Annotated in this window: 13 protein-coding genes; 8 read left to right on the top strand and 5 right to left on the bottom strand. The window is 71.3% G+C overall.

Features of this window, described 5'->3' with window-relative positions:
* Positions 1-19 precede the first annotated feature (19 nt).
* Complete coding sequence (locus AB5J53_RS40235; RefSeq protein WP_369250530.1) at positions 20-676, bottom strand: hypothetical protein; 657 nt, start codon at positions 674-676, stop codon at positions 20-22.
* Between the two features lie 245 nt (positions 677-921).
* Here AB5J53_RS40235 and AB5J53_RS40230 point away from each other — a divergent pair, with 245 nt between their 5' ends.
* From AB5J53_RS40230 to AB5J53_RS40215, 4 genes are read left to right on the top strand one after another with little or no spacing between them, the layout of a single operon-like run.
* The gene (locus AB5J53_RS40230) at positions 922-1,578 is read left to right on the top strand and encodes a helix-turn-helix domain-containing protein (RefSeq protein WP_369250529.1); all 657 of its coding nucleotides are present in this window, start codon (positions 922-924) and stop codon (positions 1,576-1,578) included.
* Between the two features lie 32 nt (positions 1,579-1,610).
* The gene (locus AB5J53_RS40225; RefSeq protein WP_369252771.1) at positions 1,611-2,141 is read left to right on the top strand and encodes a toxin-antitoxin system, toxin component; all 531 of its coding nucleotides are present in this window, start codon (positions 1,611-1,613) and stop codon (positions 2,139-2,141) included.
* Between the two features lie 13 nt (positions 2,142-2,154).
* Positions 2,155-3,390 carry an MAB_1171c family putative transporter gene (locus AB5J53_RS40220; protein WP_369250528.1) on the top strand — a complete coding sequence of 412 codons (1,236 nt, stop codon included), beginning with the start codon at positions 2,155-2,157 and terminating at the stop codon, positions 3,388-3,390.
* A complete protein-coding gene (locus AB5J53_RS40215; protein WP_369250527.1) occupies positions 3,374-4,852 on the top strand; it encodes an FAD-dependent oxidoreductase in 1,479 nt (492 codons plus the stop codon). Before AB5J53_RS40220 ends, AB5J53_RS40215 begins: the two co-directional genes overlap by 17 nt.
* 83 nt (positions 4,853-4,935) lie before the next feature.
* Here the strand turns inward: AB5J53_RS40215 and AB5J53_RS40210 are convergent, their stop codons facing one another.
* Positions 4,936-5,979 carry an alpha/beta fold hydrolase gene (locus tag AB5J53_RS40210; protein WP_369250526.1) on the bottom strand — a complete coding sequence of 348 codons (1,044 nt, stop codon included), beginning with the start codon at positions 5,977-5,979 and terminating at the stop codon, positions 4,936-4,938.
* A 237-nt stretch (positions 5,980-6,216) separates the two neighbouring features.
* On the opposite strand from AB5J53_RS40210, the gene AB5J53_RS40205 reads away from it, so the two are divergent.
* Entirely contained in the window at positions 6,217-6,453 is a 237-nt protein-coding gene (locus AB5J53_RS40205) for a hypothetical protein (RefSeq protein ID WP_369250525.1), read from the top strand.
* Positions 6,454-6,539: 86 nt separating this feature from the next.
* On the opposite strand, the gene AB5J53_RS40200 is transcribed toward AB5J53_RS40205, so the two are convergent.
* Together AB5J53_RS40200 and AB5J53_RS40195 are read right to left on the bottom strand one after the other, a co-directional pair.
* Entirely contained in the window at positions 6,540-7,229 is a 690-nt protein-coding gene (locus AB5J53_RS40200; RefSeq protein WP_369250524.1) for a 4'-phosphopantetheinyl transferase, read from the bottom strand.
* Complete coding sequence (locus AB5J53_RS40195; protein WP_369250523.1) at positions 7,177-8,085, bottom strand: metallophosphoesterase; 909 nt, start codon at positions 8,083-8,085, stop codon at positions 7,177-7,179. The genes AB5J53_RS40200 and AB5J53_RS40195 overlap by 53 nt, the downstream gene beginning before the upstream one ends.
* Before the next feature lie 299 nt (positions 8,086-8,384).
* Here AB5J53_RS40195 and AB5J53_RS40190 point away from each other — a divergent pair, with 299 nt between their 5' ends.
* The 3 genes from AB5J53_RS40190 to AB5J53_RS40180 all read left to right on the top strand — a co-directional run bounded on the left by AB5J53_RS40190 (position 8,385) and on the right by AB5J53_RS40180 (position 12,474).
* Complete coding sequence (locus tag AB5J53_RS40190) at positions 8,385-9,569, top strand: ATP-grasp domain-containing protein (RefSeq protein ID WP_369250522.1); 1,185 nt, start codon at positions 8,385-8,387, stop codon at positions 9,567-9,569.
* 125 nt (positions 9,570-9,694) lie between these two features.
* A complete protein-coding gene (locus tag AB5J53_RS40185; protein WP_369250521.1) occupies positions 9,695-11,383 on the top strand; it encodes a carbohydrate binding domain-containing protein in 1,689 nt (562 codons plus the stop codon).
* Between the two features lie 104 nt (positions 11,384-11,487).
* A complete protein-coding gene (locus tag AB5J53_RS40180) occupies positions 11,488-12,474 on the top strand; it encodes a D-cysteine desulfhydrase family protein (RefSeq protein WP_369250520.1) in 987 nt (328 codons plus the stop codon).
* 4 nt (positions 12,475-12,478) lie between these two features.
* On the opposite strand, the gene AB5J53_RS40175 is transcribed toward AB5J53_RS40180, so the two are convergent.
* Positions 12,479-13,363: a sulfotransferase gene (locus AB5J53_RS40175; protein WP_369250519.1), complete on the bottom strand. Its 885-nt coding sequence runs from the start codon at positions 13,361-13,363 to the stop codon at positions 12,479-12,481.
* Positions 13,364-13,463 lie beyond the last annotated feature (100 nt).

Below are 13,463 nucleotides of genomic sequence, written 5' to 3'. Positions count from 1 at the left end.
ACGGCAGGGCCGGGCGGGCTCAGACCGCCCGCAGCTCCGCCGCGCCGTTGCGGGTCTTGCGCGCCTTGCGCGGTCCGGCCACCGCGTTCCGCGCCTCGCGAAGGACCAGCGTCATCCGCGTATAGCCCATGTCCTGAAGGGTCTTGGGGGTGTCGCCGACGATCCGGCAGTGCGTGCTGCCCCAGCGCGGGTCGGGGTGCACCAGCGGGCGTACGGCGCCGTCGTGCTCCACGGCGTCCGGGCCGACCGCGCGGATCCAGTGCGGCAGTCCGTGCCGGTAGGCGGCGTCCATGATCGGGTCCTGGGCGATGTCCCGGCGGATCGACTGGAGTCCACGGTCCTGGCCGTGCCGCTCCACGGCGGCCGCGAAGTGGGCCAGCATCGGCAGGCACCAGCTCGACTCGTGCTCACCGAGCACGGTGCTCGCATCCGGATGGAACAGGACGAACCGGAGGAAGTTGTCGCCGGGCATAGCCGTCGGATGGGGGCCGACGCCGTCGAAAAGTGTCTCGAACGCGGCGTTGGACAGAACGACGTCCCAACGGTGGTCGAAGACGACGGAGGGGAACGGTACGGCCTCCAAGAGGGCGGCGTAGTCCTGGAGATACGCCTGAGCTTCGAGACTCTCGGGGACAGGTCGCGGCTGGGACCGCTGCCTTCCTGCCTGGTACGCCATCGGGAGGTCACCCCTCTTGCCTCTGCGGCCTTCACGCGGCGCCCCGATCCTGCTGCCCAGGCAGTAGTCGTGTCAACTATCGTGGCATTTGGCGCCTGTTGACGGCTGAATCTCGCCACAGTTGTGGCGAGACCTGGATGTGAGTTCGAGCGAGGGGCTAGTCTCCGGGTGGTTCCTGACCTTCGTGTCCGGATGTTTCCTGACCTTCGTGAGAGAGACCTGAGAGAGACGTAGGAGATCTGTCGGTGACGGATGGCTTCGAAGTTCCGGGCGCCACGGCGACGGTTCTGCTGCAGGCCGTCGTGGCCCGGGTCACCGCACTCGCCGACCGGCTCGGTGTGGACCACGCCGAGGTCTTCGACGTCAGGCGCCTGTCGGCCGAGTCCGGCGTCCCCGAACCCGTGGTGAAGGCCATGCTCAGCGGCCGCCCCGCCGGGGAGCCCGATCTGCAGGCCCGTTTCCTGCAACGCCTGGATCTGCTGCGCCGCACCCGGCTCAAGCCCAACGGACGCCGGTACACCCAGCAGGAGATCGCCGACGGCGCCGGGATGTCGCGGCAGCAGGCGGGGGCCCTCATCAATGGCGACCGGCGGCCCACGATGGAGCACTGCGACGCCATTCAGCGCTTCTTCCGGGTGCATGCCGGGTTCCTGACGGCCGAGGACTCCGAGGCGCTCGTGGGTGCCCTGCAGCGCTCGGAACAGGAGCTCCTTCAGCGACTCGCCGACCGCGAGCGCGCCGCGGCCTCGGTCGCGGACGACCCGCTGGAGCGGCTGCTCCTCGACCACGGCGTCCGCGGAATCGCCTGGCGGGCCGCACAGTTGCCCACCGACCAGCACCGGGACAAGGTCGCCGAGTGGCTGGACATGCTCCTGGAGAGCGTCAAGCGGCCCGAGTCGTGAGCCGGGGGAGAACTGTGGGCATCGGAAAGGACATGCGCCGCCTGTGCGGCGAGTTGGTCGCGGAGCTCTCGCTCCCGGCACCGGCGGAACCCGCCGACCTCTACGCGGCGCTGTGCGACGCGATGAGCAGGCGCCGCGGCCGTCCCGTCCAGTTCCGTACGGCCGCGTTCCCGCCCGGCACCGCCAGCGGGCTGTGGCTCGACATGGCCGAGCAGGACCTCGTCGTCATCGAGGAACGCACCGCCCCCGACCACCAGTTGGTGATCCTCGGCCACGAGCTGTGGCACATGAAGGCCGGGCACTGCAGTCACCACGTCGAGGGCGCGGCCGTCGCGGCCCGCTTATTGAGCGACACCGCGGATCTGCAGGCGACCGTCCTGAAGGTGGCCGCGCGCACCCGCTTCGACCTCGCCGACGAGAAGGAGGCCGAGAGCTTCGGTCTGCTGCTTGCCAGCAAGTGCCGTACGTGGCTTGCCGGTTCATCGCTGCGCGGACCGGTGCAGCGGGACGGTCTGGCCGGCCGTATCGAGGCGTCCCTGGGCTATCGCGGGCCGCAGGGCTGAAGGTCCCGAGGACATGGACGGATCGAGCTACTACATCCCTGCCGTCGCCATGGGCGCCGCCATCGCCTTCAAGGGGCCCGCCCTGATCCGCGGCTGGCGCGACCCGCTGCTGCGTTCCGTGGGCGTGCTGCTGGCGCTCGCGGGCCTGGTGTTCCTCTTCGCGGCCCCGCCGACCATCGCCGAGGTCAACGAGCTCACCGGCGTCCCCAACATCTCGGCGCCAATGGTCTATTGCCTGCTCAGCGCCTTCAGCGCGTCCTGCCTTGTGCTGATCATCAACTGGCGCGGCGGGCCGCCCGAGGTGACCCGCCGGCTCACCCGCCGCTGGATCACCGGGTACAGCGTGGTGGGCGTGGCGCTGATCGTGTTCTTCGCCCTCGGAGACGCCCCCGAGGAGCGGCTGCGGGATCTCGACACGTACTACGCCAACACGCCCTTCATCCGCGAGATGATCGTGCTCTACCTCGTGTCGCTCACCGTCGCGGGCGTCGCGATGAACATCATGTGCTGGCGCTGGGCGGTCCAGGTGCACGGCTGGCTGCGGGCCGGGCTGCTGATCATCGCCTTCGGCTCGCTGTGCAACATCCCTTACGCGGCGGCCAAGTTCACCGCCGTGATCGCCCGCTGGAACGGCGGGAACCTGGACGGCCTGAGCACCAATGTGGCGCCCGTGGTGGCCTCCGTCGGAGCACAGATCACCGCGGTCGGCTTCTGTGTCCCGCTGGCCTGCCAGCGCATCGGGGACAGCTGGAACACCTGGTCGACGTACCGCCGACTCGGTCCGCTGTGGCGCGAGCTGAAGCCGGTCTCCGCGCACGAAGACCGCGCGGTGCGGATCTCCTGGTGGTCGCCCGCCGAACTCCGGGTCACCCAGCGGGAGTCCGACATCCACGACGGCATGCTCAGCCTGTACCCCTACTTCGACTCCCAGGTGCGCTCCCAGGCCTACGACACGGCCGTGGCGGCGGGTTCCTCGCCCACCCAGGCGCAGGCCGAGGCGGACGCGGCGATGGTGACGGCGGCGGTGCGGGCCAGGGCCGCCGATCCGGAAGGCAGGGTCATCAGCTCGGCGGAGGCAGCCACCGCCGCGCCGGCGGCGGATGGATCCGCCGCCGCGTACGCGTACACCGATGGCCCGCGCGACCTCGTGCGGATGTCCATCGCGCTGCGTCAGTCACCCGTCGTCGCGGCCGCCCGAGGGCAGGCCCCGACCAGGTCAGAGAGCGACTTCCATGAACGAACCAGCTAGCGCCTCCCGGGACTCGGCTTCACCGAGCAGACCCGCCGACACCACACACCGTCTGTCTCCGGGCGGGGCCGCCCGGCGGGCCGTCGTCGTCGGCGGCGGGCTGGCCGGTCTGCTGGCCGCGGCCGCCCTGCACGAGTACGCCGACGTCACCGTCGTCGAGCGCGACGCGCTGCCCGACGGGCCCGAGCCGCGCAAGGGCCTCCCGCAGGCCCGGCACGCCCATCTGCTGTGGTCCGGCGGCGCCCGCGCGATGGAGGACCTGCTGCCCGGGGTCACCGACGCCTGGCTCGCCGCGGGCGCCCGGCGCATCCCGCTGCCGACCGGCCTCGTCTCCCTTTCGGCTCAGGGCTGGCTGCGACGCTTCCCCGAAATGCAGTTCATGATCGCGTGCAGCCGGGATCTGCTCGACTCGGTCCTGCGCGCGCGGCTCGCCACGAAGGAGCGCGTCACCTTTCTGCAGCGCACCGAGCTCCTCGGCCTGGAGGGCGGAGCCTCCCGGGTGACGGGCGTGCGGGTGCGGACGTCCGACGGCGAGGAGCTCGTCCTGGACGCCGACCTGGTGGTGGACGCCTCGGGGCGCGGCTCACGGGCGAGCACCTGGCTCGACGCGCTGGGCGTGCCCGAGGCGCCGATGGACGAGGTGGACTCCGGACTCGCCTACGCCAGCCGGATCTTCCGCGCGCCGGCGGGCACCGAGGACTTCCCCGTGGTCAACGTGCAGCCCGACGCGGCGCAGCCGGTGCCGGGCCAGTCAGCGACGATCGTGCCCATCGAGGGCGGCCGCTGGCTGGTGACGCTCTCCGGCACGCGCGACGGTCAACCGACCGATTCCGCCGAGGAGTTCGAGACGTTCGCGCGCGGCGTCAGACATCCGGTCGTGGGCGAGCTGATCGCGCACGCCCAGCCGCTGACGGACGTCGTGCTCAGCCGCAGCACGGTCAACCGGCGGCGCTTCTTCGAGAAGATGAAGGACTGGCCCGAGGGGTTCGTCGCGCTCGGCGACGCCGTCGCCACGTACAACCCGGTCTACGGGCACGGCATGTCGGTGGCCGCGCAGGGCGCCGTGTCGCTGCGCGGACTCGTGGCGGAGCACGGGCTGACGGCGCCGGGGCTCGCGCGGCGGGCACAGCGTGCGGTGTCCCGGCCGGTGGCGGTCGCCTGGGAGCTCGCCACGGGCACGGACATCCGCTACCCGGGCGCGATCGGCAAGCAGCCCGGGAGCGCGCAGAATCTGCTCGGCCGTTATGTGAACCGGCTCATGCTGACGGCGACCGGACGCCCGCTGGTCACTCGGACACTGCTCACCGTGATGACGCTGTCCGGGCCGCTCCCGGCCCTCTTCAAGCCCGAGGTCGCCTTCGCGGTGCTCCGCGGCCCACGGCGCCCGCCGCTGGCCGAGCCGCCGTTCACGGACCAGGAACGGGCCATGGTCCGCACGGAGGAGTCACCCGCCAGGGGCTGATACCGCACCACGGGAGCGAGCGGACCTCACCACGCGCCGCTCGCCTCCCCGGGCCCGCGCCTCGGCTCACCGACGCGTGGGTGTCACGTCGCGCTGCGTTCGCTCGCCTCGCGCAGGTCCCGTTCCACCGCGCGGTTCTGGGCGGTGTCCGGCTGCCCTGCCGCGCTGCCGGGGCGGCCGGCGCGCAGCAGCTCCCGCCAGCGCTCGCGGCTCCAGTCGGCCGGGTGCGTCGTGCTCGTGAACTCCTCGACCAGGGCCAGGAAGCGCGCCGGGTCGCTGTGGAAGGGGAAGTGGCCCGCGCCCTCGAAGATCTCCAGGCGGCTGCCCGGCATCGCCTGGTGCGCCCCGTAGGCGTGGCGCACCGGCACCACGCTGTCCCGGTCGCCCCAGAGAAGCATCGTGGGCATGCCCTCCGTCAGATAGCAGCGGTCGAGCATGGTGACCGCCTGGCCGCGCCAGTCGACCACGGCGCGCAGGGTGCGGATGAAGGCGCTGCGGGAGGTCGCGTCGGGCAGCGCGTCCACCAGGGTCAGCAACTCCGGTGCGTCCTGCCCCAGATCGGTGTCGAGAAGTCTCATCAGGCGGGCGAACAGGCCCACTTGGAAGCGCATTCCGGGCAGTCGCAGCGTGGAGAGCATGAGGTGCGCGCCGGGCAGCGAGACGGCCCGCAGTACGGGGTTGACCTCGCCCCCGACACCGCCCGCGCTGACCAGGATCAGCCGCTCGGTGCGCTCGGGGAACTGGTAGGCGAACTGCATCGCGACTCCGCCGCCCAGCGAGTGACCGACCAGGGTGGCGGACTCGATGTCGAGCGTGGCGAGCAGATCGCGTACCCCGTTGGCGTACGCGGCCACCGAGTAGTCGGCCCGCGGTTTGTCGGAGGCTCCGTGGCCGAGGAGGTCGGGCGCGATCACCGTGTGGGTGCGGGCGAGGTCGGGGATCAGCTCCGCCCAGGTCGCCGAGGAGTCGCCGATGCCGTGGATCAGGACGAGCGCCGGGCCCTCGCCCGCCATCCGGTAGGCGCGCCGGTAGCCGTGCACGACGCGGTGGTGCAGGCGCAGTTCCCCGTCGCCCACCGAGCGCAGCCGCAGGGTGCGCCGCGGACGCCGAGGCGGTACGTCGACCACGGGCCCACCTCCTGTTCACAGGCCGCCCTGGGGCGGCCCCAGCTCTTCAGTCCAGCCTAGGGCCCCTGTCCCACAAGGGATTTCCGTGAGGTTTCGCCTCCGCTAAGCGGGCGAACCACCGCGCACCGAAACGGGATTGTCAGTGGCAGACGGCAAGCTGGAGTCACGTACCGCCATGCACCACTGCATGTACCGCCATGTACCGCTTCGACAATCCGACCCGGGGAGAGCCGTCCGATGCCGACCGCCGTACTGACCGACCACGAACGCGCCGCCGTGCAGGCCTACCTCCGTCTCCTGCACACCGTACGGGCCGCCTTCGACAGCCCGCCGGACGGGCGCCGACCACCCATGGTGCCGCCCGCCGCGCTCGCCGAGGCGGAGCGCGCGCTGGCGGCGGCCGGGCTCGCGGGCAACGAGGAGGCGTTCTTCCGGCTGCTGCACACCTGGTGCCCAGAGCCGACTCAGGCGTGAGACACGACGATCACGGCCGGACTCCGGCATGCGACACGATGATCACAGCCGGACTCCGACGTGCGGCACGGTGGCCCAGGGCCGGCTCAGGCGTGAGGCACCGTGACCACCGTCGCGACCAGCCCCCGCTGGACGGTCCAGCGCCCGTCGAACGCCTCGACCGGCAGGCCGTCCACCAGCGGTCCCGGCACGAGGAGTTGGGCGTGGAAACGCCCTGACAGGGCAGGGCCGGCGGACCCGGCGCCCTGGACGAGGTCGATGTCCGCCTCGGAGAAGTCCAGCCACTTCCTGGTGAGCGGGAACCACGCCTTGTAGACCGACTCCTTCGCGCTGAACAGCAGCCGGTCCCAGTGCACGTCGGGGGTCTCGGCGGCGAGGCGGTCGAGCCGGCCCACCTCCGTGGGCAGGGCAACGACGTCGAGGACCCCCGCCGGGAGCGCCAGGTGGGGTTCGGCGTCGATGCCGAGGGAGGCCAGATCGGTGGCGCGGGCGAGCGCGGCGGCGCTGTAGCCGTCGCAGTGCGTCATGCTGCCGATCAGGCCCGACGGCCACTGCGGCGCTCCGCGTTCGCCCGGCAGGACGGGCCCCACGGGCATGCCGAGCTTCTCCATGGCCCGCCGGGCGCAGGTGCGCACGGCGGTGAACTCGCGGCGCCGCTTCTGCACGGCGCCCCTCAGGAGCGCCTGCTCCTCGGGGTACAGGGTCGCGCCCTCCACCCCGTCGTCACCGTAGCTCTCCACGACCACGACCGACTCCGGGAGCAGCTCCTCCATCACCGGCTCCGACCTCCATCGGCAGAATGCGGCGCAGCGTGCCCGGTGTTCCCGGTCGGCCGCGCCATTCGCGGGGGTAACCCACCGAGACCTCTTCGAAGCGGACGCCCTCGTGCCAGGTGGTCCGCGGGATGTGGAGATGACCGTAGACCATGGCCTCGACACGGAACCTGCGGTGCCAGTCGGCGGTCAGCCTGGTGCCGCACCACATCGCGAACTCGGGGTAGCGCAGGATGTCCGTCGGGTGACGGTCCAGCGGGTAGTGGTTGACCGGGATCGTGGGCAGATCGTCCGGCAGTTCGGCGAGCCTGCGCTCGGTCTCGGCGACCCGGGCCCGGCACCAGGCCTCGCGGCTCGGGTAGGGGTCGGGATGGAGCAGGTGCTCGTCGGTGCAGACCACTCCGGTCTCGTGGGCGTAGGCCAGCCCCTGGTCCTTGGTCAGGCAGCCCTGCGGCAGGAACGAGTAGTCGTAGAGCAGGAAGAGCGGCGCGACGACCGCGGGGCCACCGGGCCCGTGCCAGACCGGATACGGATCCTCGGGGGTCGTGACGCCCAACTCCCGGCACAGGGCGACCAGATGCTCGTAGCGGGCGACCCCCCGCAGCTCCACGGGGTCCTTCGGGTGCGTCCACAGCTCGTGGTTTCCGGGCACCCAGATCACCTTGCGGAAACGGCCGCTGAGCGTCTGAAGGGCCCATCGGATGTCGGCGACGACCTCCCCGACGTCACCGGCCACCAGGAGCCAGTCGTCGTCAGACTGGGGGCGCATCTTCTCGACGATGGCACGGTTCTCGGCGTATCCGATGTGCAGATCGCTGATGGCCAGCAGGTTCCCGTGACCGCCGTCTGTCGACCGCACCCGTGACACCCCCGAAGAAGACGAATGGAAACACAAGAACACATCCGCCCCCCACGGGACAAGAACGGCCCGCCGCCGGCCCTCCCCCGGTCCGCGACCCGGTGTCCATGACCTCTTGTCGAGCACTTCCGAAATCCGTAACACGCCCGTAGCAGCACGGGGCCCCACGCCCCCTATGATCGCCCCAACACGGCCGCCAGGAACCTCCCTTTGGCGTACGGCGGCTTGGTGTTCCTCCCATTCCCCTGGCCGGGCGCGGCCTGCTCCGCCGTGCCCGCGAACCGTGAAAGGTGGCCTGCATGGGCTCTCGCGTACGCGTCTGGCTCAACCGCACGTACGCGGAGAACGTGTTCTTCATGGATCAGCTGCGAAGTAATCCGCAGCATCGCGCGGTCGAGATCCATGCCACCCACGGCGACCCCGACTCCCCCGTGCTGGCCGCCGCCGACGTGGCCTCCATGGAGCCCGAGGGACTGTCCCCGCGCGCATACGTCGAGTACGCCCTCGACCACTGCGCCCGCCACTCCATCGACGTGTTCGTGCCGGTGCTGTACCAGGCCGCCGTCGTGGCGCAGCGCGCCGAGTTCGCCGCGGTCGGTACGGCACTGCTGGCTCCGCCCACCGAGGCCGTGGCCGTCTTCCAGGACAAGGTCACCGCCTATGAGGCGGTCCAGGCGGTGGGCGTGCCGGTGCCGCCGTGGTGGCGGGTGCGCACCGAGGAGGAGCTGGTCGCGGCGGTCGAGGCGCTGGAATCCGCGGGCCACAAGGCGTGCTTCAAGCCGGCGGCGGGGGCGGGCGGGGTGGGCTTCCGCGTGATCACGCGTGCCCCCTTCTCGCTCATGCACCTCAATGGATTTCCCAGTCCGTACGTGCCGCTGGATCTGGTCGTGGACGCGCTGCGCGCGGCCGACCACCCCGTCGACTGGCTGGTGATGCCGCGCCTGGAGGAGCCGGAGGTGTCCGTCGACTGCCTCACCGGGCCCGACGGGCGGGTCCGCATGGCGGTGGGACGCACCAAGAACGGGCGCCGCCGCGGGTTCACCCTCCATCCTTCGTGGATCGAGCCCGCGCGCCTGCTCGCGGAGGCGTTCGGACTGCACTATCTGACGAACATCCAGTTCCGCATGTACGGCGACGAGCCGGTCCTCATGGACGTCAACACCCGCCCGGCGGGCGGACTGCACCAGCTCTCGCAGTGCGGGGTCAACGCCCCTTGGGCGGCTGTGCAGTTGGCGCTCGGCGAGGAGACGGGCGAGGTGGTTCCACCGTTCCTCGGGCAGGACTACACGGTGGTCTCGGGCCCCCGTCCGGTGCGCGCGGTGTCGCTGCCGCAGCAGCGGACCGACTCGCCCGCGGCCCCGCTGCCGGCCGTGCCCTCCCCGGCAGTGGAACCGTCACCGTCCCCCGCCGCGACACCCGCCCCCGCGGCGGAAAGCACCTCCGCCGCCACCGCCACGGCCGGCGCCGCGATCGCCCCCGCCTAGGCCCACCCCCACTACCGGTCTGGACCAATTCTCGCCCAGTCCCTTGACAGCGAGATTGGTCCATACCAACTTGGTTGCGCACCTCTCAGCACTCCCGAACACCCCCATTTCCGCAGGGAGATCGCGTGCGCATCACACACTTCAGACGTTCCAGACATCGCTTCTTCGCTCTGCTCGGCACCGCCGCCCTGGCCCTGGCCGGGGCGGTCGCCCTCCCCGGTACGGCCCAAGCGGCCAACATCCTGACCAACCCCGGCTTCGAGTCGGGCAGCCTCTCCCCCTGGACCTGCACCGGGAACCTGGGCTCGGTCGTCTCCAGCCCCGTGCACGGCGGCTCCAAGGCCCTCGCGGGGGCGGCGAGTTCGAGTGACAACGCCCAGTGCAGCCAGACCGTCTCGGTCCAGCCGAACACGACGTACAGCCTCTCCGGCTGGGTGCGCGGCAGCTATGTGTACCTGGGCGTGGACGGCGGTGCCTCGACCTGGACGACGTCCCCGTCGGCGTACAGCCAGCTCACCGTGTCCTTCACGACCGGCGCCTCGCAGACCAGCGCCAAGATCTATGTCCACGGCTGGTACGCGCAGGGCACCTACTACGCCGACGACATCAGCCTGGACGGTCCGGGCGGCGGCGGTGGCTCCGACACCCAGGCACCGACGGCTCCGACGAACCTGACCTCCACCGGCAAGACCTCCTCGAGCGTGTCGCTGTCGTGGGGCGCGTCGAGCGACAACGTCGGCGTGAGTGCCTACGACATCTACAGCGGCTCGAACCAGGTGCTCAGCGTGTCGGGCACGAGCGCCACGGTCAGCGGGCTCTCGCCGAGCACCGCCTACACGTTCACCGTCAAGGCGCGGGACGCGGCCGGGAACACCTCGGCGGCCTCCAACTCCGTGAGCGTCACGACGAACGCGGGCGGTGGCGGCGGCACCGGCTTCAAGCAGGCGGCGCCCTACCTCTACCTCGGCTGGGGTGATCCGCCGAGCGCGACCTCGGTGATGAGCTCGACCGGGATCAAGTGGTACACGATGGCGTTCATGCTGGACGGCGGCGGCTGCAACCCGATGTGGGACAGCGCCCGGCCGCTCACCGGCGGCAACGACCAGACCGTGATCAACCAGATCCGTTCCGCGGGCGGTGACATCGTCCCGTCGTTCGGCGGCTGGCAGGGCAGCAAGCTCGGCGCCAACTGCTCGTCGGCGAGCGCTCTCGCCGGTGCGCTGCAGAAGGTGATCGACGCCTACGGCCTCAAGGCGATCGACATGGACATCGAGAACACGGACGAGTTCGAGAACGAGGCCGTCCAGGCGAAGATCCTGACCGCGCTGAAGACCGTCAAGGCCAACAACCCCGGCCTGAAGACCATCGTCACCTTCGGCACCTCGACGACCGGCCCGACCTACTACGGCAACCGGCTCATCGAGCAGGCGCAGTCGCTGAACGCCAACATCGACGTCTTCACGATCATGCCGTTCGACTTCGGCGGCGGCTCCGACATGTACGGCAACACCGTCAATGCCACCGAGGGGCTCAAGGCCAAGCTGAAGTCGACCTTCGGGTGGGACGACGCGACGGCCTACTCCCACATCGGCATCTCCGGCATGAACGGTCTGTCCGACCAGCAGGAGAACACCACCCCGGCGATCTGGACCCAGATCCGCGACTGGGCGAACTCCCATCACATCGCCCGGCTCGCCTACTGGGCGGTCAACCGCGACCGGCCCTGCCCCGGCGGCGGCGTGGTGAGCAACTGCTCCGGGATCAGCCAGAACAACTGGCAGTTCACGTCCATCACGGCCGGCTTCACGGGCTGAGGTACGGCTGACGGCGCGAGGGTGCGGTGGGCCGTCCGGGACTTCCGGACGGCCCACCGCACCACCCCGTCCGCCGCCAAGGCCGCGGCGGTCATACTCACGAGGTGACGACGACGCCTTCCGACGAGAACACCCCGCCGCGCGCCCGCCTGGGCAGCTGGCCCACCCCGCTCGAACCCGCTCCCCGGCTGGCCCGCGCACTGGGTCTCGGTGCGGGCGACCTATGGGTGAAGCGCGACGACCTCACCGGACTGGGCGGCGGCGGCAACAAGATCCGCAAGCTGGAGTGGACGTGCGGGGCGGCCCTGGCGGAGGGCGCCACCACCCTGGTGACCACCGGCGCGCCGCAGAGCAACCACGCGCGGCTGACCGCGGCGGCGGGCGCCCGGCTGGGGCTCCGTGTCGTCCTCGTGCTCGCCGGGACGGCCGGATCGTCGGCCTCCGGCAACCTCGCGCTCGACGGGCTCTTCGGCGCCACCGTCGTCTGGGCGGGCGACGGCGAAGCATTGGAGCCCCGGGCACGGCAGGTGGTCGAGGAGCTGCGGCGGCGGGGCGAGGTCCCGGCGCTGATCCCCTTCGGAGGTTCCAGCGCGCTCGGCGCCCGCGGCTACGTCGAGTGCGCGCGCGAACTCCTGGTCCAGGCACCCGACGTGGCGACCGTCGTCGTCGCGCTCGGCTCGGGCGGCACCATGGCCGGACTCGTCGCCGAGCTCGGCACCGCACGCGTCCTCGGCGTGCACTGCGGCGCCGTCGCCGACCCCGCCCGGACGGTGTCCGACCTGACCTCCGAACTGACCGGCAGGCCCTGCGCACCACAGGCGCTGCGGATCGGGCTCGACCAGGTCGGAGAGGGATACGGCACGCTCAGCGAACCGGTGATGAGCGCCCTGACGCTGGCCGCGCGCGCCGAGGGCATCGTCCTCGACCCGATCTACACCGGGCGTGCCATGGCGGGACTGGTCGCGGCCGTCAAGGACGGCGACGTCACCGCGGGGCAACGCACCGTCTTCCTGCACACCGGCGGTCTGCCCGGACTGTTCGGCCACCCCACGACGCTCGCGCGGGCGGAGGCCGCCCTTCTCGGCGAGTGACCGGTCAGCCCGCCGGATACCCCCACGCACGCGCCAACTCAGCCAGTCTGGGCGGCAGTTCGACCGCCGGATCGGCTCCGCGGGCGGGCTGCACACGGCCCGACCTGATGGTGTCGCTCCAGTCGCCGAGCTGGGGGCGGAAGGTGCCGTGGTCCTGGGTGCCGTAGTCGAGCATGCCGCTCTCCCAGGGGACGCCGAGGTGGTCGCAGAGGCCGCGGGTGGTCGTCTCCGGGTCTGCGGTGAGCTCTTCGTACGTGATCACGTGGGCGTCGAGGTTCTGGCGGGCCTCTTCCAGCTTCTCGCTGTAGTCGAGGACCTCGGCGGTGATGGCCTCGTGGTCGGGGTCCGCGCGGCGGTTGGTCAGCGAGGTGACGACCGCGCCCGGGTGACGGAGCAGGACGATGTAGCGCGCGTTCGGCCAACATCGGTGCAGGCGGGGCCAGACGAGGGTGTTCGGCGGGGTCTTGTCGACGATGATCCGCTTGCCGCTGCGGGTGAGTTCGAGGTGCAGCAGCCGGTCCCACAGGGCGTGTTCCAGCTCGTCCTTGTCCAGTTCGAGCGCCTTCATGGCGTCCGCGGTGAAGTCGCGGGACAAGTGGACGTGGACGGTACGCAGATGCATCTCGTGCGGGGCGCGGATCTGGCTGTGGCTGTTGAGCAGGACCCGCAGCAACGTCGATCCGGAGCGGACGGACGAGAGCACGAAGACCGGCGAGTCCACCAGGCGCGGGGCGCGCGGGGCGACGTACGACCCCCCGTCGGGAGTCCCGGGACTCCGGGGCGACGGCACGGCGTCCAGGATCCGCCGCGGCGGGCGCACCGCCTCGGCCATCAGCTTCCCCCTGCGCCTCAGCCCCTTGCCGATCGCGGCCATACGCGGGTCTCGCACGGTGGCACCTCTCTTCTCTCTCGTCTCCCCCGCATCACAGGGGGGAAGGGAGAACTCCAGGTGTCGAGCAGGGAACGTGCCGTGGTCACGGCGGGTGGCG

This window comes from Streptomyces sp. R41, from assembly GCF_041053055.1.
Taxonomy (GTDB): domain Bacteria; phylum Actinomycetota; class Actinomycetes; order Streptomycetales; family Streptomycetaceae; genus Streptomyces.
Note: the sequence above shows the minus strand (reverse complement) of the source record. Positions and strands in the feature narration are given on the sequence as shown.

Excerpts from the sequence above, each read along its gene's own strand:
- AB5J53_RS40235 (WP_369250530.1), bottom strand. The coding sequence starts at position 676 with ATGGCGTACCAGGCAGGAAGGCAGCGGTCCCAGCCGCGACCTGTCCCC.
- AB5J53_RS40225 (WP_369252771.1), top strand. The coding sequence starts at position 1,611 with ATGCGCCGCCTGTGCGGCGAGTTGGTCGCGGAGCTCTCGCTCCCGGCA.
- AB5J53_RS40220 (WP_369250528.1), top strand. The coding sequence starts at position 2,155 with ATGGACGGATCGAGCTACTACATCCCTGCCGTCGCCATGGGCGCCGCC.
- AB5J53_RS40215 (WP_369250527.1), top strand. The coding sequence starts at position 3,374 with ATGAACGAACCAGCTAGCGCCTCCCGGGACTCGGCTTCACCGAGCAGA.
- AB5J53_RS40205 (WP_369250525.1), top strand. The coding sequence starts at position 6,217 with ATGCCGACCGCCGTACTGACCGACCACGAACGCGCCGCCGTGCAGGCC.
- AB5J53_RS40190 (WP_369250522.1), top strand. The coding sequence starts at position 8,385 with ATGGGCTCTCGCGTACGCGTCTGGCTCAACCGCACGTACGCGGAGAAC.